The sequence below is a fragment of the Bacillus sp. SN32 genome (genome assembly GCF_002837495.1).
Lineage (GTDB): Bacteria > Bacillota > Bacilli > Bacillales > Bacillaceae > Bacillus > Bacillus subtilis.
The window spans coordinates 270,496-290,170 of record NZ_PJCT01000001.1; the positions used below are offsets into that span (position 1 = coordinate 270,496).

A 19,675-nucleotide genomic window follows, 5' to 3' on the forward strand; every position below is an offset into this window, starting at 1 on the left:
ATGCAGAACATTCCAAAAAACATGTTTGAACCAGCCGCAGCGAATGCCGGCGATGCAGAAAAAATAAGTAAAAAGAGCCTTTCCCTCTGGAAAGATGCGATGCTTCGCTTCCGCAGCAATAAGCTTGCAATGGTCGGGCTTATCATTATCGTACTTATTATCCTTATGGCAATTTTTGCGCCGATGTTCTCAAGGTATGATTATTCAACTACTAATCTCTTAAATGCGGATAAGCCCCCTTCAAAAGATCACTGGTTCGGAACAGATGATCTTGGGCGGGACATTTTCGTCCGTACATGGGTAGGGGCGCGAATCTCAATCTTTATCGGTGTTGCAGCTGCTGTTCTTGATTTGCTGATCGGCGTCATTTGGGGGAGCATTTCAGGCTTCCGCGGAGGCAGAACGGACGAAATCATGATGCGTATCGCTGACATCCTTTGGGCAGTTCCTTCATTATTAATGGTTATCTTACTGATGGTTGTTCTTCCGAAAGGTCTATTTACGATTATTATTGCCATGACGATTACAGGCTGGATTAATATGGCCAGAATCGTGCGCGGACAAGTGCTGCAGCTGAAGAATCAGGAGTATGTGCTTGCTTCACAGACACTGGGTGCAAAAACATCCCGTCTTCTGTTTAAACATATCGTGCCAAACGCAATGGGTTCTATTTTGGTCACGATGACACTGACAGTTCCTACTGCGATTTTTACAGAAGCCTTTTTAAGCTATTTGGGACTCGGTGTTCCGGCTCCGCTGGCAAGCTGGGGAACGATGGCTTCTGACGGATTGCCTGCATTGACCTATTATCCGTGGCGTTTATTCTTCCCTGCCGGATTTATCTGCATTACAATGTTTGGCTTTAACGTTGTCGGCGACGGATTAAGAGACGCATTGGATCCTAAGTTACGTAAATAAGGGAGTGATACGGGTGACACGCCTATTAGAAGTAAAAGATTTAGCAATTTCATTTAAAACATATGGCGGAGAGGTCCAAGCGATCCGCGGAGTGAATTTCCATCTGGATAAAGGAGAGACGCTGGCTATCGTCGGCGAATCAGGGTCCGGAAAAAGTGTAACCTCTCAGGCAATCATGAAGCTGATTCCAATGCCTCCGGGTTATTTCAAACGCGGTGAGATCCTGTTTGAAGGAAAGGATCTGGTGCCGCTGTCCGAAAAAGAAATGCAAAATGTCCGGGGAAAAGAGATCGGCATGATATTCCAAGATCCGATGACCTCTTTAAATCCAACGATGAAGGTCGGTAAACAAATTACGGAAGTGCTTTTTAAACACGAAAAGATCTCGAAGGAAGCGGCTAAAAAACGCGCGGTTGAACTGCTGGAATTAGTCGGTATCCCAATGCCGGAAAAGCGGGTTAACCAATTTCCGCACGAATTTTCAGGCGGGATGAGGCAGCGGGTTGTCATTGCCATGGCGCTTGCAGCGAATCCGAAGCTTCTGATCGCCGATGAGCCGACAACTGCTCTTGATGTAACGATTCAAGCGCAAATTTTGGAATTAATGAAGGATTTGCAAAAGAAAATTGACACGTCCATCATCTTTATCACACACGATCTTGGTGTTGTGGCTAACGTTGCTGACCGGGTCGCTGTCATGTACGCGGGACAGATTGTAGAAACCGGTACGGTAGACGAAATCTTCTACGATCCGAGACATCCGTACACTTGGGGGCTTCTTGCATCCATGCCGACACTGGAAAGTTCAGGAGAGGAAGAGCTGACTGCCATTCCGGGCACGCCGCCTGATTTGACAAACCCGCCAAAAGGAGATGCTTTTGCCCTGCGGAGCTCTTATGCGATGAAAATCGATTTTGAACAGGAGCCGCCAATGTTTAAGGTATCCGATACTCATTATGTAAAATCGTGGCTGCTTCATCCTGATGCGCCAAAGGTAGAGCCGCCTGAAGCGGTAAAAGCGAAAATGCGTAAACTGGCAAATACGTATGAAAAACCTGTCTTAGTGAGAGAAGGTGAATGAATTGACTGAAAAACTATTAGAAATCAAACATTTAAAACAGCACTTTGTCACGCCGAGGGGAACGGTTAAGGCTGTAGATGATTTATCATTTGATATCTATAAAGGTGAAACATTAGGGCTGGTTGGTGAATCTGGCTGCGGTAAATCGACAACAGGCCGAAGCATTATCCGGCTGTACGAAGCAACCGATGGTGAGGTGCTGTTTAACGGTGAAAATGTGCACGGGAGAAAATCGCGGAAAAAGCTGCTGGAATTCAACCGCAAAATGCAGATGATTTTCCAAGACCCCTATGCATCCCTAAATCCGAGAATGACAGTTGCTGATATTATTGCTGAAGGCCTTGATATTCATAAGCTGGCGAAAACGAAAAAAGAGCGGATGCAGCGAGTTCATGAACTATTGGAAACAGTTGGTTTAAACAAGGAACACGCGAACCGCTATCCGCATGAATTTTCCGGCGGCCAGCGCCAAAGAATCGGGATTGCCAGAGCTCTTGCTGTTGATCCGGAATTCATTATCGCGGATGAGCCGATTTCCGCTTTGGATGTATCCATTCAAGCGCAGGTCGTGAATTTAATGAAAGAACTGCAAAAAGAAAAAGGGCTCACATATCTGTTTATTGCCCACGATTTATCGATGGTCAAATACATCAGTGACCGCATTGGCGTCATGTATTTCGGGAAACTGGTTGAGCTTGCGCCGGCAGATGAGCTTTATGAAAATCCGCTTCACCCATATACAAAATCATTGCTTTCTGCGATTCCGCTTCCTGATCCGGACTATGAGAGAAATCGCGTTCGCCAGAAATATGATCCGTCTGTCCATCAATTAAAGGATGGGGAAACGATGGAATTCCGTGAAGTCAAACCGGGACATTTTGTGATGTGCACGGAAGCCGAATTTAAAGCTTTTTCATGATTCATCAATCCTTCAAGAGAATCTCTTGAAGGATTTTTTTGCGTCTTCATAGAAAGTGAGAATGATAACATTTACAATTAGAGGAAATAAGCGGAGGCGAAATACAATTCAATTTCTGCATAACAAAAATGTTTTTGCGCTATTGCTGTCTCAATCTCTTCAATCTTTAGCAGGAGTCCTCGTCACAATCGTTTTAATGGTCCGGGTCTATCAAATGACTGACTCCGTTTTTTTGGCAAGCCTTATTTTATCGTTCATGTCGTTTGCGAGTATAGCAGCAAGCTTTTGCGTCTCTCCGGTGCTTCGCATTCTCGGTTTTAAAAAGGTGCTTGCGGGAGCGAATCTGCTGAGAGCGGTCTTTACAATACTGATGGCATACAGCGTCACTCATCACGGACAGGCATTCTTTTGGATTACGCTGCTGTTTGTGTTCTGTTTTTCCTTCGCGGGCGCTTTTTTTCAGCCGGCAAGATTTGCGCTGCTGCCAATTATTGTTCCAAAGAAGCAATATGTAAAAGCGAATGGTGTGATCTCCCTCTCGAATCAATTGTTCTTAACAGCAGGCTGGGGCCTTGGAGGCCTTCTGACGTACGCCGTCCCTTTTGAACTCGTTGTCGGCGCTGCCATTTGCCTGTTTGTTCTATCGGGAGCTTCCATCAGTGTGCTGCATGTAAATGAAGAAGAGGCTGTAGGAACTGCTGAAACAGCATCTGCCAGAAGTATATGGAAGGATTTAATGATCATCCCTATTGTAAGAGACATTACTGTAATGGACATGATAGAAGCTTTGGCGGGTTCCGTATGGTCATCTGCTATTCTCCTCGCATTTACTGCGGCTGTTTTGCATGAAACAGAGGTGTGGTGGGGGATGTTTAACGCTTCCTAACATTTCTGATTGCACTGGCGCAGCCCCGCCTGGTTCATTACAGGCGGGAAAATCGAGTTCAATGAGAAACAATTCAAAATGAACGGAGCAGATGGCTCGGTTTTTGCTGAAAAAAAATGAAACCATGGAGGAAGTTCGCACGTCTTTATAGATGTAAGGCTGTTTAAACAAGAAGAAATGGGGTATATCTAAAAGTATGAAGACAACGAACTCATAAGGAGCAAATCAATGAACTGGTATGAAAAGCTTAGCGAGTACTTTCCAATTGAAGAAATGAAATCAAAAGCGCATATGGAAGCTCTTCTGAAAGAGCGAAGCGATATTTATCATAAAGATGAAGGCAAACATCATATTTTAATGTTTGCGGAATTCGATTCTTTTATCTTCGTTGATTATCTGTATGTGTCTAAGGATGCAAGAGGGCAGGGGCTTGGCGGCAAATTGATCGCGAAGCTGAAAAAGAAAAATAAGCCCATATTGCTCGAGGTGGAACCTGTGGATGAAGATGATACTGATACAGAAAAACGCCTGAGGTTTTATCAAAGAGAGCATTTCAAGCATGCTCAGTCAATTGGGTACCGGCGCCGGTCATTGGCTACGAATGAAGTAAACAAGATGGAGATTCTGTACTGGTCACCAAAAACAGAATCAGAAGAAGAAATTCTTGAAGCCATGAAACAGACATATGAAAACATTCATACTTATAAAGACGAGAAATGGTACGGGGAATCGTACGAAAAAACGGATGAAGTCCTGAAACTCATTGATGAAGAAAAACAAAAAAATATTTTCGATCAGTTAAGCTAATTGAGAATTAGAACATATCATGAACATTAAAAATTTGCTGGATTGACACATTTTTTTCTTAGGATACTGTTCACACTTACTTTTTTATAGTATAATACCTGTAAAGATTCCTTTTTTAGAGTAATTTCAATTTAAGAATAAAATAGATGTTCATCCTACTAATTAGAGGAGTGAAGATGAATGGTTACACTATACACATCACCAAGCTGTACTTCATGCAGAAAGGCGAGAGCGTGGCTCGAGGAGCACGATATTCCATTTGTAGAAAGAAATATTTTCTCTGAACCTTTATCAATTGATGAAATAAAACAAATTCTTCGAATGACTGAGGATGGTACAGATGAAATCATCTCAACCCGTTCAAAAGTATTCCAAAAACTGAATGTGAACGTTGAATCTATGCCGCTGCAAGATTTGTACCGCTTGATCAACGAGCATCCAGGGTTGCTTCGCCGTCCGATCATCATTGACGAAAAACGTTTGCAGGTCGGATATAACGAAGACGAAATCAGACGTTTCCTGCCAAGAAAAGTTCGCTCTTTCCAATTAAGAGAAGCACAGCGTTTGGCAAACTAATAGATCGTATCATCAAAAGAAGGCTGAGTCATCAGCCTTCTTTTTTAGATAGTTGACAAAATCCTAAAACGGTTTTTTGTTTTAGGATTTTGTTACCTTTTCAGTTCAGCGTGATTGAAAACCTTTGAAGTCTAGGAAGGCCGAGCATTGGAGCACAACGAATATGTTTATTCGTGAGCACCGACGCGCAGGTCTGACAACGAATGCAAAGGTTTGTCGACACGCTGAAAGAAGGCTGAGTCATCAGCCTTCTTTTATTTTTCAACCTGCTGGTAATAAATGCTCGCAAGGATGACAAACGCAACCGTTAAAATGGGAAGGAGCGTTTCAACTGTGCCGTGCTGCGCCATAAAAAGCGATAGCTTTTTGTCTCTGACAATCATTTCTCCGCCAGTATAAGCAAGCAGCCCGCTTCCCGCGTAAATCAGAAGCGGTATTTTCTCTAGTGCAATATGGATGAGTTTGCTGCCCCAAATAATAACCGGAACCGATACACACAAACCTATAACAACGAGAGAAAACTCACCGTGTGAAGCTCCCGCAACTGCGATGACGTTGTCCAGCGACATAAAGAGATCTGCAAGCACAATCGTTCGTATCGCTCTCCACAGGGAGGTGCTGCTTTTAATGTGCTGCGTGTCTTTTTTTTCAATCAGCAGCTGATATCCTAAATACAGCAGGAAAATTCCGCCGGCGCACTGCAAGAACGGAATGTTCAAAAGATATACTGCTGCACTTGTTAATCCGATTCTCATGGCAACGGCAATAAATGTTCCGAGAATAATGGCTTGCTGCCTTTGCTTGTCCGGCAAATGTCTGCTGGCCATGGCAATGACAACCGCGTTATCTCCGCCGAGGATCAGGTCAATCCCAACAATGACAAGCAGAGAAATCAGATAATCATGCTCCATGAAGCGGCACCTCGCTTTCAGTCCTTCGCTTGTACTACTACTATATGAGACAGGTCGTATTTTATGATATCAGCCGCCTGAACTGCCGTTTTTTAGGCAAAGGTGCATTTTTATTTCTTTTGTGACTGTTTTATCATAAAATAGAAATACAAAGGAATTCACACTGGCCTTGGTTAAGGTTAAGATGTGGACGGAATGGGTAAAGTGTAGTAAAGTACAATTAATCGGGAGCTTAGATGTCCCTTCAACATCTTATATAGAAGGGAAGGTTGGCAAATGGAAATTGAAAGAATTAACGAGCATACAGTAAAATTTTATATGTCTTACGGAGATATTGAAGATCGCGGTTTTGACAGAGAAGAAATTTGGTATAACCGTGAGCGCAGTGAAGAACTATTCTGGGAAGTCATGGATGAAGTTCATGAAGAAGAGGAATTCGCTGTGGAAGGCCCACTTTGGATTCAAGTTCAGGCACTGGACAAAGGATTAGAAATCATCGTCACAAAAGCCCAGCTTTCCAAAGACGGACAAAAGCTCGAACTGCCGATTCCTGAGGATAAAAAGCAAGAACCAGCATCTGAGGATCTTGACGCCTTGCTGGATGATTTCCAGAAAGAAGAGCAAGCCGTCAATCAGGAAGAGAAGGAGCAAAAGCTTCAATTTGTCTTGCGATTTGGCGATTTTGAGGATGTTATTTCTCTATCTAAATTGAACGTTAACGGAAGCAAAACGACTTTATATTCGTTTGAGAACCGATATTATTTATATGTAGATTTTTGCAATATGACTGATGAAGAGGTTGAAAATCAGCTAAGCATCCTGCTGGAGTACGCAACTGAATCCTCAATCAGCATACACCGTCTTGAAGAGTACGGCAAGCTGATTATTTCAGAGCATGCTCTAGAAACGATAAAAAAACACTTTGCATCATAGCAAACCGATTTCCTTCCGGAAATCGGTTTTTTTTATGCACGAAAATGCCATTTTAGAGATGTGAAAAATCAAAAACATATAGACAAGCAGAAAATACAGCGAACAGGAGTTGATCATCTTTTCCAGAAAGTATACTTCATCTGGAAAGGAGAGATGACAATTGTTTAGTGCTGTGACTGAAGACGGCCAAATGTTTCACCTTCTAGGCGCTCAGCAAAACCAGAAATTAAAGCGGAGACGGTTCTTCTGTCCGGTATGCGGAGGAGAGCTAGCTGTGAAGCTCGGACTTCAAAAAGCGCCGCATTTTGCCCATAAACAGAACAAGTCCTGCTCCATAGACATCGAACCGGAAAGCGCCTACCACTTAGAAGGAAAAAGACAGCTGTATGTATGGCTGAAAACACAACGGGCTTCACCAATATTGGAGCCGTATATAAGGACAATCAACCAAAGACCGGACGTCATGGCAAGAATCAAGGAGCATATGCTTGCTGTTGAATATCAATGCGCCACTATCGCTCCAGATGTCTTTCAAAAGCGGACAGAGGGCTTCAAACAAGAAGGAATCATCCCGCAGTGGATTATGGGATACAGCCGCTTAAAACGGACTGCTTCGTCCTTTTATCAGCTTTCAGCTTTTCATTGGCAGTTTATCAATGCAAGTCCATACAGAGAGCTGATATGTTATTGTCCTGAAAGGCGTTCTTTTCTCCGGCTCAGCCACATCATTCCATTCTACACAAATCATTCTTATTCCTCAGTCCAAACGATCCCTATCCATCGGGCAGGTGCAGACGATCTTTTTTTCACTGAACCGAAACCCTCAATTCAATATTCAGGCTGGACGAAAGCGATTCACCGTTTTCGCCATAAACCCCATCGGTTTAACTCAAAGGAAACAAATCGCCTTAGGCTGCTGTTTTATGAGAAGCGGCAGACGCCTTTTTCTTTTCTGCCGACTGAAGTGTTTGTTCCTGTTAGAAAAGGGGCAGTTTTTAAGAGTCCGGTTTTTGTGTGGCAGGGGTTTCTTTATTTGTTTATGACGGATCTTGGAGATAAACGTGCGCCAATTCGTTTTTCAGCCGTTTTGCAGCAGTGCAAACTGCACATTCATAATAAGAACATTGCACTCAGGTTTGAATGCAGCGAAGAGTGTCTTTCAGAAGCGGTTAAACAGTATATTGATTTTTTGTGCAAGAAGGGATTTTTAAGGGAGACTCAGAAAGAAGTATATGTGCTGAATCAGCCTGCAGGTGGCATACACTCCATGCAGGATCTTATAGAAAGAGACCGCAGCTGTTTTATAGAATGAGTTTGTCTTATTTGGCTCACCCTAAGACAAAGGTGGTGGGCAGGCTGTGAAAGGCACAAAAGGAAAGGTTTTTCGTGTTTTTACTGCTTTTTTGGCATTCGTTCTCTTCATTACTGCATATGATTTGACAAAAGGCAGTGAAAAACCGGAAGATATTCACAACACAAGTTTATTGAGAAACAGCTGTTTTTTCAATTGGCTTGAATCAAAGAAGACGAGGGGGATCACCATGGCTGAGGAAAAAAAAGCAAACCAACTGCCTGACAGAAGTGAGGTAAAGGCAGAAGACACATGGAGACTTGAGGATATTTTTCCTAGTGATGAGGCCTGGAATAAAGAATTTCAAGCTGTAAAAGAATTAATTCCGAATTTATCTAAGTATAAAGGAAAGCTGGCAGATTCAGCTGATCATTTATACGAGGCTCTTACGTATCAAGATAAAGTGATGGAGCGGCTGGGTAGGCTGTACACATATGCGCATATGCGCTCTGACCAGGATACTGGGAACTCCTTTTACCAGGGGCTGAATGACAAGGCGGGAAACCTGTATACACAGGCCGCAAGCGCGACAGCTTATTTGGTTCCGGAGATTTTATCCATAGAAGAAGACAAACTGCAGCAGTTCATTCTTGAAAAAGAAGAATTGAAGCTGTACTCTCATGCGATTGAGGAGATTACAAAGGAACGTCCGCATGTGCTGAGCGAGAAGGAAGAGGCGCTGCTTGCTGAAGCCTCCGAGGTACTGGGGTCATCTTCAAATACATTCAGCGTGTTAAATAACGCAGATATTACGTTTCCGTCCATTAAAGACGAAGATGGGAATGAGAAACAGATCACTCACGGCAACTTTATTAATTTCTTGGAAAGTGAAAACCGTGAAGTCCGCAAAAATGCGTTTGACGCAGTGTATAAAACGTACGGACAATATAAAAATACAATGGCCACGACGCTTAGCGGCACTGTGAAAAAGGACAACTTCTACGCGAGAGTGAAAAAGTACAAGTCCGCGCGTGAGGCTGCGCTTTCTAACAACAGTATTCCTGAGGAAGTATACGATAACCTTGTTAAGACGATTAATAAGCATTTGCCGCTCCTGCACCGCTATATTGCGCTAAGAAAGAAAGTGCTTGAGCTTGATGAAGTGCATATTTATGACCTGTATACACCGCTTGTGAAAGATGCGGGGATGAAGGTGACATACGAGGAAGCCAAAGATTACATGCTGAAAGGCCTCGCACCATTAGGGGAAGAATATGCCTCTATCCTAAAAGAAGGCCTGGAAAACCGCTGGGTGGACGTTTACGAAAATAAAGGCAAACGCAATGGGGCTTATTCATCAGGAGCTTACGGCACGAATCCGTATATTTTGATGAACTGGCATAATAACGTCAATAATCTCTTTACGCTCGTGCACGAGTTTGGACATTCCGTACACAGCTACTATACGAGAAAGCACCAGCCTTATCCATACGGCAATTACAGCATCTTTGTCGCGGAAGTTGCCTCTACGACAAATGAAGCGCTCCTTGGCGAATATTTGCTGAACAATTTAGAGGATGAAAAACAGCGCTTATATATTCTCAACCATATGCTTGAGGGCTTCAGGGGAACGGTTTTCAGACAAACGATGTTCGCTGAATTTGAACATCTGATCCATACAAAGGCGCAAGAAGGCGAGCCGCTTACACCTGAGCTTCTGACAAATGTCTATTACGACCTGAATAAAAAGTATTTTGGAGACGGCATGGTGATTGATAAGGAAATCGGCCTTGAATGGTCGCGAATTCCGCACTTCTATTACAATTACTATGTGTATCAGTATGCGACAGGGTACAGCGCTGCCCAAGCATTAAGCAGCCAGATTTTGAAGGAAGGAAAGCCGGCGGTTGACCGTTATATTGACTTCCTGAAAGCGGGAAGCTCACAATACCCGATTGATGTCCTGAAAAAAGCGGGTGTTGATATGACGTCTCCAGAGCCAATCGAAGCCGCGTGCAAAATGTTTGAAGAAAAACTTGATGAAATGGAAGAGCTGCTGATGAAAGTCAAGCAGTCTTAAAAAAGTAAGCCTGTGCGGAAATGACGCACAGGCTTTTTTAAAACCCTTTAAAGGTTTTCCGGTGATTCAAGCGGTAGAGGGTAAACAAAATAGACAGAAACAGCAGAGGAGAGGTAATATAAAGCGGCAGCATATGCATCATGCCTAAGATATTCAGACAGAAAAAAACGGCAATGCACACAATTGAGATCAAAGTAGACATCATGGCGATCCTCCTCGTCCTTTTTCCTTATAAGGATATGAGTGAATGCACTTCGTTATGTTTTGTGACAAAAATATGAACATTAAGCATAGAGGTTGTCAAAAGTCGACATCTTTTGTTATCATAAGGATGTGAAATTGATCACAAACAAACATTACCCCTTTGTTTGACCGTGAAAAATTTCTCCCATCCCCTTTGTTGTCGTTAAGACATATGAAACCGCGCTTATCCCGGCGCGGTTTCTTTAGCGCTAAAAACAGAACATACGTTTGATTCAGGGCGTAAAAAAACAGCCTCAAGCATATGCACGCCTGCGGCTATTTTTCACATGATTGATATTCATCAGAATAAGTGCTGAGAGACTTCCAAAACATTCCGTGTTTGGCTTCCACTTTGGCAACCTTTTTAGCAAACGCCAGTTTTTTCATTTCTTTTTCTACCTCTTCCAAGCTCAGGTCATATACAAGAGCAATTTCCTTCGAGGCAACGAAGCGGAAATATTCAATAAAACATTCTAAAGGCGGTGTTTCCGACGGCTTCGGCTCGTCGCCAAGCATCTCAAATAAAATTTCTTCATATACATCATATGAGTAGCTGCCAGGAACTTTAAGCCCTTCATCCTCATGCTGCGTATTAAAAAACGTCAGTGTCGGATTAACAGAAACATCCATCTCAGCAGCAATTTTCATGTCACATTGAAGCGCCTTGACCGCGCTTTGAGAATGCAGATCTTTTTTGAATTCTTCAAGATCGAGACTTGTATTTTCAGCAATCTCCAAAAGCACGTTTTCATCCGTAATATTTTTCTTTGAAACAAATAGGCTCTCCTGCATATTTCTGAGAAATTGCATGCCGGCTTTTCGTCCTTGCAATTCGGCTGCTTTAAAAGCGAGAGCAGCCATATAAGGCGATGAAAGCGGCTGTTCCTGTTCGAACCAGACATTGCCGTCACATGACATGCCAGAGCGGCTCGCGATCTTTTCCCATGCTTCTGCGAGAAGATGCTTTTTTCGCTTTTTATTTAAAGCGGTAAGGCTTGCGGAAGCGATAATGCGTAAGGTGAAAAAACGTCCGTATCTGATTTTCAGCTTTTTGATGACGGGCTCTAAGGACCAGCATTCAGGACATAAAGGGTCTACAAACATATAAATTTCAAGCGGTTTTTTTGGATGACCGTGGCAATGGGCGAAGTATAGCTCATGCTGATAGTTTGTCAAGATGATCGATCCTCCGCTTCCGTTTGATTCACCATATGCCTTGCTGTCAACTCCAGCCGGCCAAACAAAAACTCACGAATTTCGCCCTCCAGCCCTACATGGTCCATTGCGTCCTTCATACAGCTGAGCCACGCATCAGCTCTCTCGTTTGTAATTGGAAAGGGAAGATGCCTTGCTCTGAGCATAGGATGGCCGTGTTCCTCAGTATAAAGAGGAGGCCCGCCTAAATACTGAGTTAAGAATTGCTTCTGTTTCCTGGCGGTTTCTGTCAAATCGCTTGGAAAAATCGGCTTCAGCAAAGGATGAGACGCGACACGCTCATAAAAAGTATCAACAAGTTGCGATAGAAGTTCCTCTCCAATCGCTTCATAAGGTGCGTTAAACGATTGTCCCATGTTGACTACTCCTTTAAATATGGCTAATAGGAATCATAAATCCTATTGCAAAAAGTAATTTTCTGTATTTCATTGTTTCATCTAGGTTTATTTTAGCAACAAGGCATCATTTCTACAAACAAACTGCCTTTTTTGCGTATGATGACTCATTTCGGCTGACAGCCGGGGTTTGTATTTCATATCATATCACATAAAAATCAGGAATGCGTAAGATTTCACTTCGCAAAAAAACCAGAGGGGAAGCCCTCTGGTTACGCGTAATAAGCTGAAGTTATTTTTTTTACATAGTTTTGCGTTTCTTGAAAAGGAGGAATGCCTCCGTATCGGTCAACATTCCCCGGTCCGGCGTTGTAAGCCGCTAATGCCATAGACACATTGCCGTCGTATTTATCCAGCATTTGTTTTAAATATTTCGTTCCGCCTTCCACATTTTGTTGCGGATCAAGCGGATTGGAAACGCCAAGTGAGCTTGCTGTTGACGGCATCAGCTGCATGAGGCCCATCGCACCTGCTCCGCTGACCGCTTTTGCATTAAAGCCTGATTCCTGTTTGATGACGGCACGGATCAGTTTTTCATCAACGCCATATTTATCAGCGGCTTTTTTAATCGCACTGTCAATAGAAAAGTCTCCCGAACTAATCTGATTTGCTTCGTGTTTGTTTGAAGCTGAATCTGCAGCAGCTGTTTTAGTGCTTTCTGCCGCTTTTGTGATTGAACCTGAATTGCTGCTCGTATATGAGTTAAGCCCATACGCTGAAAGCAGTGACGGCGCTGTTGTATTCGCGCTGTTCAGCATGCTGAGCGGGCTTGGCGATGAAGAAGGTGCTGATTGCTGAGATGTCAGGCCGTTTGTATATTGGCTGAGCAAAGAACTGAAACTTGAAAGCGGGCTTTCCGTATTCTGAGTGTCCGTGCTGCTGCGTGCATTAGATATGGACTGTAATGCCTGAAGCTGAAGTAAAGCTGCCCAATTCGTTACATTCACGATGTCATTCCACCTTATATAGACTTTCGTTTTTCTTCATAAAAACGCAGAATTTTATTTTTGGTTTCGCGCTGAGGAATGCTGAATTGCTGAAGCAGCTTCTCGAAGGCTTGTCTGCCCTCATGCCAATCCGCCGCCTCAAATTCAATTTCATAGTCCTCTTTATTTAAATATCGGCTGTGGTCTAAAACTATTAAGCCTTTTTCTGTTTCTTTTTCCGCACGGTTTGTTGCTAAAGATCCAAAGTATTGAATGGCATCCGTATCGATCTGAAGCTTGTGCAGCTGGTCCTTCACAGGGCCCTCGGGAACTGAAAATCCAGCGAGATCTGATACCTCTGAAAGCTGCTGGTGCGTTTCCAGAAGCCCCACATCAGCTGGCTCCTTTAATGTAAGGACATACTTTCCGTTTTTTCTGCGGATACGAAGCGCAGCATGTTTTTGTTTCAGCGCGAAGCTGTCTGTATCAAAATAATGATTCTTTTGATCTGTAAAATCTTTTTCTGTCAGCTGGAGTGCCGCTGCTATGTTTTTGAATTCTTGTTTGGTCAGCATGTTTTTAAATTCGATTTCAATTTCTTGGCTCATGATGCTCTTCCTTTCCGCCCTGTAAATCTTATTTTTACTATTATCTCTTTAGATGTTAGGTTTATCAATATCGAGCTCGATATGATAAAATGAATCTGTACTTTGTTTAAAAAAGGAGAGCATTATGCAAAACAGAATCGAAATTTTGAATGCAACATTATCGGATGATCAGCTTCGCCTTGCCTGTCAGACAGAAGGAAACGAAGCGGAACGCAAGCCGTCAGGTCAAATGCTTGTTGATTCTGACCACTTTGCTTTTGTATACATACTTGAATTAGCTGATTCTTTTGAATATGTCATTATAAAGGAACATGTATGGCCGGAACTGAAGCAGGCCCATGCACAAAAAATACCGGTTGTTTTAGAGGCAGGAAACCAAACAATTGAACTGGCAGGCCTGCATGAGGAGCTGGAATATCTTTTAGAAAATATAAAAGATAACGCAAACTATGGAGAAGAAATGGAAGAAAAAGTGAAACGCGTGTTTTTATAGAAACTGGTTCGGAATTGGGGGATGTATGATGGATGACAAACAATGGGAGCGTTTTTTAGTGCCGTACCGCCAGGCTGTCGAAGAGTTGAAAGTGAAGCTCAAGGGGATCCGCACACTATATGAATACGAGGACGACCATTCACCGATCGAATTTGTGACCGGACGCGTCAAGCCTGTGGCGAGCATACTTGAAAAAGCGAGACGGAAAAGCATACCGCTGCATGAAATTGAAACCATGCAGGACATTGCTGGCCTTAGAATCATGTGCCAATTTGTCGATGACATCCAAATCGTAAAAGAGATGCTTTTTGCCAGAAAAGATTTCACCGTTGTGGATCAGAGGGATTATATTGCGGAACATAAAGAGAGCGGATACCGGTCATACCATCTTGTTGTGCTGTACCCTTTGCAGACGGTATCCGGAGAAAAGCATGTTCTCGTGGAAATACAGATCCGTACACTGGCGATGAATTTTTGGGCGACCATTGAGCATTCATTGAATTATAAATACAGCGGAAACATTCCTGAAAAAGTAAAACTAAGGCTTCAGCGCGCTTCTGAAGCGGCTTCCCGGCTTGATGAAGAGATGTCGGAGATCAGGGGTGAAGTACAGGAAGCTCAAGCTGCCTTTTCAAGAAAGAAAAAAGGAAGCGAGCAACAATAGGTAAAGGGGAAGAAGAGCATGAAATTTGCCGTATCATCAAAAGGAGATCAAGTTTCTGATACGCTGAAAAGCAAAATACAGGCGTATTTATTGGATTTTGATATGGAACTGGATGAAAATGAACCGGAAATCGTTATTTCAGTCGGAGGCGACGGAACGCTTTTGTATGCTTTTCACAGATACAGCGACCGCTTGGACAAAACAGCATTTGTCGGCGTTCACACAGGTCATCTGGGTTTTTATGCCGACTGGGTTCCTCATGAAATTGAAAAACTTGTTCTTGCCATCGCGAAAACGCCGTATCATACAGTCGAATATCCGCTTCTCGAAGTCATTGTGACCTATCACGAAAACGAGCGGGAAGAAAGATACTTAGCTTTGAATGAATGTACGATTAAAAGCATCGAAGGAAGCCTTGTTGCTGATGTGGAAATCAAAGGGCAGCTCTTTGAAACCTTCCGGGGCGACGGCCTCTGCCTGTCTACTCCATCAGGCAGCACAGCCTACAATAAGGCGCTGGGCGGAGCGATTATCCATCCCTCTATCAGGGCGATCCAGCTTGCGGAAATGGCTTCAATTAATAACCGCGTGTTCCGTACGGTCGGGTCACCTCTGCTTCTCCCATCCCATCATGATTGCATGATTAAGCCGAGAAACGAAGTTGACTTTCAAGTGACGATTGACCATTTAACCCTTCTCCATAAGGATGTTAAGTCGATCCGCTGCCAAGTTGCATCCGAAAAAGTGCGGTTTGCGAGATTCCGTCCGTTTCCATTTTGGAAAAGAGTCCAGGATTCGTTTATTGGAAAAGGTGAATAGAAAGAGGACATATCGTGGAGCATTTTTTTATCAGAAAGAACATTACTTCCGCTGAGGACGGGATGACTGTAAAAGAATATGCCGGTGAACTGGGAATTTCGAAACGTCTGCTGACCGATATTAAGTTTGGCGGGGGAGACCTGCAGATTAACGGTGAGCATGTGACGGTCAAATACGTGTTGAAAGAGGGAGATCTTCTTATCGTGAAGTTTCCTGAGGAACAGGTGAGCGAGACGCTGTTGGCAGAGCCTGTTCCGCTCGATATCCTTTATGAGGATGAACATGTGCTTGTGATAAACAAGCAGCCGTATGTGTCATCAATCCCTTCGAGAGAGCACCCCTCCGGCAGCATTGCCAATGGAATTATTGATCATTATCAAAAAAACGGAGTGAGGGCGACAGTACATCTTGTCACCCGGCTAGACCGGGATACATCAGGTGTCATGCTTGTTGCCAAGCATCGATTTGCCCACTCCATATTATCGTCTGCGCAAAAAAACGGCCTTGTGAAACGCCGGTATGCGGCAGTGGTTCACGGACGGATGGCACAGATGGAGGGAACAGTCGATGCTCCGATTGGCAGACATCCTGACAGTATTATTGAACGGACGGTAACGCCAGACGGCCAAAAGGCTGTTACTCATTTTTACGTCACATGTGCAAATGACGACATGACCTCGGTGGCATTGCAGCTTGAGACTGGACGAACCCATCAAATTCGTGTTCATATGAGCTATCTCGGGCACCCGTTGTGCGGCGATACACTGTACGGCGGAACGAGACAGGAAATTGGCCGACAGGCTCTGCACAGCGAGCATCTTTCGTTTATCCATCCGCTGACACAGGAGAACATGACGTTTCATGCTCCACTGCCTCAGGACATGAGAAAACTGATAAAAGGAGAGAATCATTGATTCTCTCCTTTTTTATATGGGGCGAAATCTTGATTCGTCGTAAGGCAGGGAGCTTGGAACAGAGACGGTTTCTATTTCTGGAAAGCGAAAGCCTGTCAGTTGATTTCCGAACACGCAGCCTGTATCAATGTTGATGGTGCGATTGACCTTCCGAGGCTCTTTCACAGGTGTATGACCGTATACCACCCAAGCCTTTCCATTATAGGCTGCCGCCCAATCACGTCTGACGGGTCTGCCGTCCGGATATGTTTCACCCGTCACGTCACCGTAAAGCACAAAGTCCTTCACTCTGCGGGTATATTTGCCGATATCGTCAGCTCTTATTCCAGCATGGGCGACAACTAATTCTCCATTATGTAGGATGTCGTAAAGCGGCGCTGTTTCGTACAGCTTCATAAACTGTTCGCTGACTGATTTTCTCTCATCCTTGGAAAGTTCCTCAAGCTCTGCCGCTGTAGTTTCGAGACCATGCATCACTTTTACCGGATTTCCTTTTAAGTAACGATATAATTTATTGCAATGGTTTCCCGGGACATAACGTACAGCGCCTTTTTCGTAAGCGCCGGCTACAAATCGGATGACCTCTATCGATTTAGGCCCTCTGTCAGTTAAATCTCCGGCAAAAACAAGCACCCTGCCTTCTTCGTGGACAGGTACTCCATTTTTGATTGTATAGCCAAGCTTTTGGATTAATGCAGTCATTTCGTCATAGCAGCCATGAATATCGCTGATGATATCGTAAGCCATGCGGTATCCTCCTTACCAATTGTTTTATTTATTATGAAGCAAAGTGGTGTGAGTCATCACAAGCTTTTATGTGCAAATTATAGAAGAATCATTTTCTAAACAGGATTAAGACCTTATCACTTTATTTTTCATCATCACCCTTGTTAAAATCGCGTTATGTTTTTTAAAAATGAGGTTTTGTTCTCTGAGTGAGAACTAGCATAACCCTGACTTAAAAAGGAGGTTCTGATTATGGCGCATACATCTGTCGCATCATTAGTTGTTGTACTTATCGTTGCATTTTTGACACCCATCCTTTTGCATCGGTTTAAACTCAGCATCCCGGTTGTTGTTGCTGAAATCATTATGGGGCTGATTATTGGGAAAAGCGGCCTTAATTTAGTTGTGGAGGGTGACACCTGGCTCCAAACACTCTCTATGCTCGGATTTATCTTTTTGATGTTTTTAAGCGGGCTTGAAATTGATTTTTCGTCGTTTGAGAAAGGAAAGAAAAAGCAGTTCCTGCCGAATGGCAAGGAAGCGCCGAATACGTTTGCTGCGGCATCTGTTATTTTCGTCGGTATTTTTATTTTATCATTGCTCTTGTCCTATGGGTTCGTCTTGGCCGGATTTATCCAAAATGCATTTTTGATGACCCTGATTATTTCAACGATTTCATTAGGCGTTGTCGTTCCAACATTAAAAGAAGAACGGATCATGAATTCGAATATCGGGCAGATTATTTTGCTTGTTGCTGTTATTGCTGATTTGGCCACGATGATTCTTCTTGCTGTTTTTTCTTCTTTATACGGAGAGGACAGCGGAAACATGTGGCTCCTGATGATCCTGTTTGCGGCCGGAGTGGTGCTTTACTTTTTCGGCCGGGTCTTTAAACATCGCTCTTTTGTTCAGTCCATGTCAAAAGGGACGATCCAGATCGGGACGCGTGCTATTTTTACGTTAATTATTGTACTCGTTGCCCTGTCTGAATCACTTGGGGCGGAAAATATTCTCGGCGCTTTCTTAGCGGGGGTACTTGTTTCCCTGCTTTCGCCAAACAAAGAACTTGTTCAGCAGCTGGATTCATTTGGTTATGGGTTCTTAATACCGATTTTCTTTGTGATGGTCGGTGTGAAGCTGGATATTTGGACTCTTTTTCAGGATAAAACAATTTTAATCATGATTCCGCTTCTGCTGCTGGCGCTGTTAGTCAGCAAAATCATTCCTGTCATGTACTTAAAGAAATGGTATGATAACCGAACCATTTTCGCGTCTGGTTTCCTGCTGACATCAACGCTTTCGCTCGTGATTGCCGCTGCAACAATCGGCCAGCAGCTTCACGTGATCAGCGCAAATATGTCAGGAGCGCTAATTTTAGTAGCCGTCATCGCAAGTATTTTTACGCCGATCTGTTTTAAAAAGTTATACAAACGGGAAGAGCAGCCGGAGGAGAAAAAGACGATTACGTTCATCGGCGCCAATCAAATGACTTTGCCTGTCACACTCGAATTGCCAGAGGAAGAGTATGACGTGCGTGTTGTACACGTCTACCAAGAGAATGCGGAGGAAAAGCTGTCAGAATCAGTGTTTGCTGTTGAAACAATTTCTGACTATGAACACGAGACGCTTGAATCACTCGGCATTTTTGATACGGATATCCTCGTTGTGGCGACCGGTAATGAAGATATGAATGCAGACATTGCATTACTTGCAAAAGAAAAAGGCACAGAAAGAGTCATTGCAAGCGTAGGATCACCGGAGCATGAAGCAGTTCTGAAGGAGCAGGGAATCAGCATCTTTTCTATTCTGCTGTCGACAAAAACGCTGCTTCGCGCACTGATTGAAGCGCCTGGCGTCATGAAGCTGCTCACGAACCAAGAGTCTTCGCTGTATCAAATTAATATGGAGAACAGTAAATATGATGGTGTCATTTTACGGGAATTCCCTTTAACAGGTGACGTCATCTTTGTCAGGATCTTCAGAGGTGTGGACAGCATCGTTCCTCATGGGGATACAAGGCTGAAACTTGGAGACCGTTTAATTGTCACCGGATCTCGGGGATACGTAACGGATCTTAAGAAAACATTGGAAGGATAAATCTTGACCAAATAAGGATTCGTGTTAATATAGAGGTGCAGAACAATTCAATATGTATTCGTTTAACCACTAGGGGTGTCCTTCATAAGGGCTGAGATAAAAGTGTGACTTTTAGACCCTCATAACTTGAACAGGTTCAGACCTGCGTAGGGAAGTGGAGCGGTATTTGTGTT

22 protein-coding genes, 1 pseudogene and 1 riboswitch are annotated in these 19,675 nt (G+C 43.6%); of the genes and pseudogenes, 15 read left to right on the forward strand and 8 right to left on the reverse strand.

What is annotated here, in order from left to right; genetic code table 11:
- From oppC to spx, 6 genes and pseudogenes are all read left to right on the forward strand, one after another.
- Positions 1 to 918, forward strand: a complete 918-nt coding sequence (gene oppC / locus CW370_RS01470; protein WP_003232954.1) for an oligopeptide ABC transporter permease OppC — start codon at positions 1 to 3, stop codon at positions 916 to 918.
- Positions 919 to 922: 4 nt separating this feature from the next.
- On the forward strand, positions 923 to 1,999 hold the full coding sequence (gene oppD / locus CW370_RS01475) for an oligopeptide ABC transporter ATP-binding protein OppD (protein ID WP_077670618.1): 1,077 nt from the start codon (positions 923 to 925) through the stop codon (positions 1,997 to 1,999).
- Position 2,000: 1 nt separating this feature from the next.
- Entirely contained in the window at positions 2,001 to 2,918 is a 918-nt protein-coding gene (oppF, locus tag CW370_RS01480) for an oligopeptide ABC transporter ATP-binding protein OppF (RefSeq protein ID WP_003245567.1), read from the forward strand.
- Positions 2,919 to 3,024: 106 nt separating this feature from the next.
- A pseudogene (locus tag CW370_RS01485) lies at positions 3,025 to 3,801 on the forward strand (MFS transporter); the annotation flags it as partial.
- 231 nt (positions 3,802 to 4,032) lie between these two features.
- Positions 4,033 to 4,611, forward strand: a complete 579-nt coding sequence (locus tag CW370_RS01490) for a GNAT family N-acetyltransferase (RefSeq protein ID WP_003224597.1) — start codon at positions 4,033 to 4,035, stop codon at positions 4,609 to 4,611.
- A gap of 180 nt (positions 4,612 to 4,791) precedes the next feature.
- Positions 4,792 to 5,187 (forward strand): transcriptional regulator Spx, encoded by a 396-nt coding sequence (spx, locus tag CW370_RS01495; RefSeq protein WP_014476435.1) that lies wholly within the window; start codon positions 4,792 to 4,794, stop codon positions 5,185 to 5,187.
- A gap of 254 nt (positions 5,188 to 5,441) precedes the next feature.
- On the opposite strand, the gene CW370_RS01500 is transcribed toward spx, so the two are convergent.
- A complete protein-coding gene (locus CW370_RS01500) occupies positions 5,442 to 6,098 on the reverse strand; it encodes a TerC family protein (RefSeq protein WP_024573350.1) in 657 nt (218 codons plus the stop codon).
- A gap of 169 nt (positions 6,099 to 6,267) precedes the next feature.
- Here CW370_RS01500 and CW370_RS21140 point away from each other — a divergent pair, with 169 nt between their 5' ends.
- Positions 6,268 to 6,408 (forward strand): hypothetical protein, encoded by a 141-nt coding sequence (locus CW370_RS21140; RefSeq protein ID WP_119122854.1) that lies wholly within the window; start codon positions 6,268 to 6,270, stop codon positions 6,406 to 6,408.
- Complete coding sequence (mecA, locus tag CW370_RS01505) at positions 6,375 to 7,031, forward strand: adaptor protein MecA (RefSeq protein ID WP_003245194.1); 657 nt, start codon at positions 6,375 to 6,377, stop codon at positions 7,029 to 7,031. Before CW370_RS21140 ends, mecA begins: the two co-directional genes overlap by 34 nt.
- Here the strand turns inward: mecA and CW370_RS21145 are convergent.
- The gene (locus CW370_RS21145) at positions 7,026 to 7,148 is read right to left on the reverse strand and encodes a hypothetical protein (RefSeq protein WP_003245684.1); all 123 of its coding nucleotides are present in this window, start codon (positions 7,146 to 7,148) and stop codon (positions 7,026 to 7,028) included. The two genes, mecA and CW370_RS21145, sit on opposite strands and share 6 nt — an antisense overlap.
- 73 nt (positions 7,149 to 7,221) lie before the next feature.
- On the opposite strand from CW370_RS21145, the gene coiA reads away from it, so the two are divergent.
- Both coiA and pepF read left to right on the forward strand, forming a co-directional pair.
- Positions 7,222 to 8,343: a competence protein CoiA gene (gene coiA, locus CW370_RS01510; RefSeq protein WP_234398214.1), complete on the forward strand. Its 1,122-nt coding sequence runs from the start codon at positions 7,222 to 7,224 to the stop codon at positions 8,341 to 8,343.
- A gap of 229 nt (positions 8,344 to 8,572) precedes the next feature.
- Positions 8,573 to 10,402 carry an oligoendopeptidase F gene (gene pepF / locus CW370_RS01515; RefSeq protein WP_003245178.1) on the forward strand — a complete coding sequence of 610 codons (1,830 nt, stop codon included), beginning with the start codon at positions 8,573 to 8,575 and terminating at the stop codon, positions 10,400 to 10,402.
- A gap of 37 nt (positions 10,403 to 10,439) precedes the next feature.
- Here pepF and CW370_RS01520 read toward each other — a convergent pair whose 3' ends face one another.
- The 5 genes from CW370_RS01520 to CW370_RS01545 all read right to left on the reverse strand — a co-directional run bounded on the left by CW370_RS01520 (position 10,440) and on the right by CW370_RS01545 (position 13,789).
- Positions 10,440 to 10,607 (reverse strand): hypothetical protein, encoded by a 168-nt coding sequence (locus tag CW370_RS01520; RefSeq protein ID WP_003244944.1) that lies wholly within the window; start codon positions 10,605 to 10,607, stop codon positions 10,440 to 10,442.
- Between the two features lie 314 nt (positions 10,608 to 10,921).
- The gene (gene spxH / locus CW370_RS01530) at positions 10,922 to 11,821 is read right to left on the reverse strand and encodes a protease adaptor protein SpxH (RefSeq protein WP_024573348.1); all 900 of its coding nucleotides are present in this window, start codon (positions 11,819 to 11,821) and stop codon (positions 10,922 to 10,924) included.
- Entirely contained in the window at positions 11,818 to 12,216 is a 399-nt protein-coding gene (locus CW370_RS01535) for a globin domain-containing protein (protein WP_003232928.1), read from the reverse strand. Before CW370_RS01535 ends, spxH begins: the two co-directional genes overlap by 4 nt.
- A gap of 251 nt (positions 12,217 to 12,467) precedes the next feature.
- Positions 12,468 to 13,202 (reverse strand): bifunctional muramidase/murein lytic transglycosylase, encoded by a 735-nt coding sequence (gene cwlQ, locus CW370_RS01540; RefSeq protein ID WP_024573347.1) that lies wholly within the window; start codon positions 13,200 to 13,202, stop codon positions 12,468 to 12,470.
- A gap of 14 nt (positions 13,203 to 13,216) precedes the next feature.
- The gene (locus CW370_RS01545; protein ID WP_015252351.1) at positions 13,217 to 13,789 is read right to left on the reverse strand and encodes a CYTH domain-containing protein; all 573 of its coding nucleotides are present in this window, start codon (positions 13,787 to 13,789) and stop codon (positions 13,217 to 13,219) included.
- 124 nt (positions 13,790 to 13,913) lie between these two features.
- Here CW370_RS01545 and CW370_RS01550 point away from each other — a divergent pair, with 124 nt between their 5' ends.
- Genes CW370_RS01550 through CW370_RS01565 form a run of 4 tightly spaced genes read left to right on the forward strand, consistent with a single transcriptional unit; the run spans position 13,914 to position 16,679 of the window.
- Entirely contained in the window at positions 13,914 to 14,282 is a 369-nt protein-coding gene (locus tag CW370_RS01550) for a hypothetical protein (protein WP_024573346.1), read from the forward strand.
- 28 nt (positions 14,283 to 14,310) lie between these two features.
- Positions 14,311 to 14,946 (forward strand): GTP diphosphokinase, encoded by a 636-nt coding sequence (yjbM, locus tag CW370_RS01555; protein WP_003245294.1) that lies wholly within the window; start codon positions 14,311 to 14,313, stop codon positions 14,944 to 14,946.
- Between the two features lie 18 nt (positions 14,947 to 14,964).
- Positions 14,965 to 15,765, forward strand: a complete 801-nt coding sequence (locus CW370_RS01560) for an NAD kinase (RefSeq protein WP_003232918.1) — start codon at positions 14,965 to 14,967, stop codon at positions 15,763 to 15,765.
- 14 nt (positions 15,766 to 15,779) lie between these two features.
- Positions 15,780 to 16,679: an RluA family pseudouridine synthase gene (locus CW370_RS01565; protein WP_015383360.1), complete on the forward strand. Its 900-nt coding sequence runs from the start codon at positions 15,780 to 15,782 to the stop codon at positions 16,677 to 16,679.
- Positions 16,680 to 16,691: 12 nt separating this feature from the next.
- On the opposite strand, the gene prpE is transcribed toward CW370_RS01565, so the two are convergent.
- Positions 16,692 to 17,426, reverse strand: coding sequence for a bis(5'-nucleosyl)-tetraphosphatase PrpE (prpE, locus tag CW370_RS01570; protein ID WP_024573345.1), 735 nt, complete (start codon positions 17,424 to 17,426; stop codon positions 16,692 to 16,694).
- Positions 17,427 to 17,657: 231 nt separating this feature from the next.
- On the opposite strand from prpE, the gene CW370_RS01575 reads away from it, so the two are divergent.
- Positions 17,658 to 19,502, forward strand: a complete 1,845-nt coding sequence (locus tag CW370_RS01575; protein ID WP_029945998.1) for a monovalent cation:proton antiporter family protein — start codon at positions 17,658 to 17,660, stop codon at positions 19,500 to 19,502.
- Positions 19,503 to 19,563: 61 nt separating this feature from the next.
- A riboswitch (TPP riboswitch) is annotated at positions 19,564 to 19,672 on the forward strand.
- Positions 19,673 to 19,675: the final 3 nt, after the last annotated feature.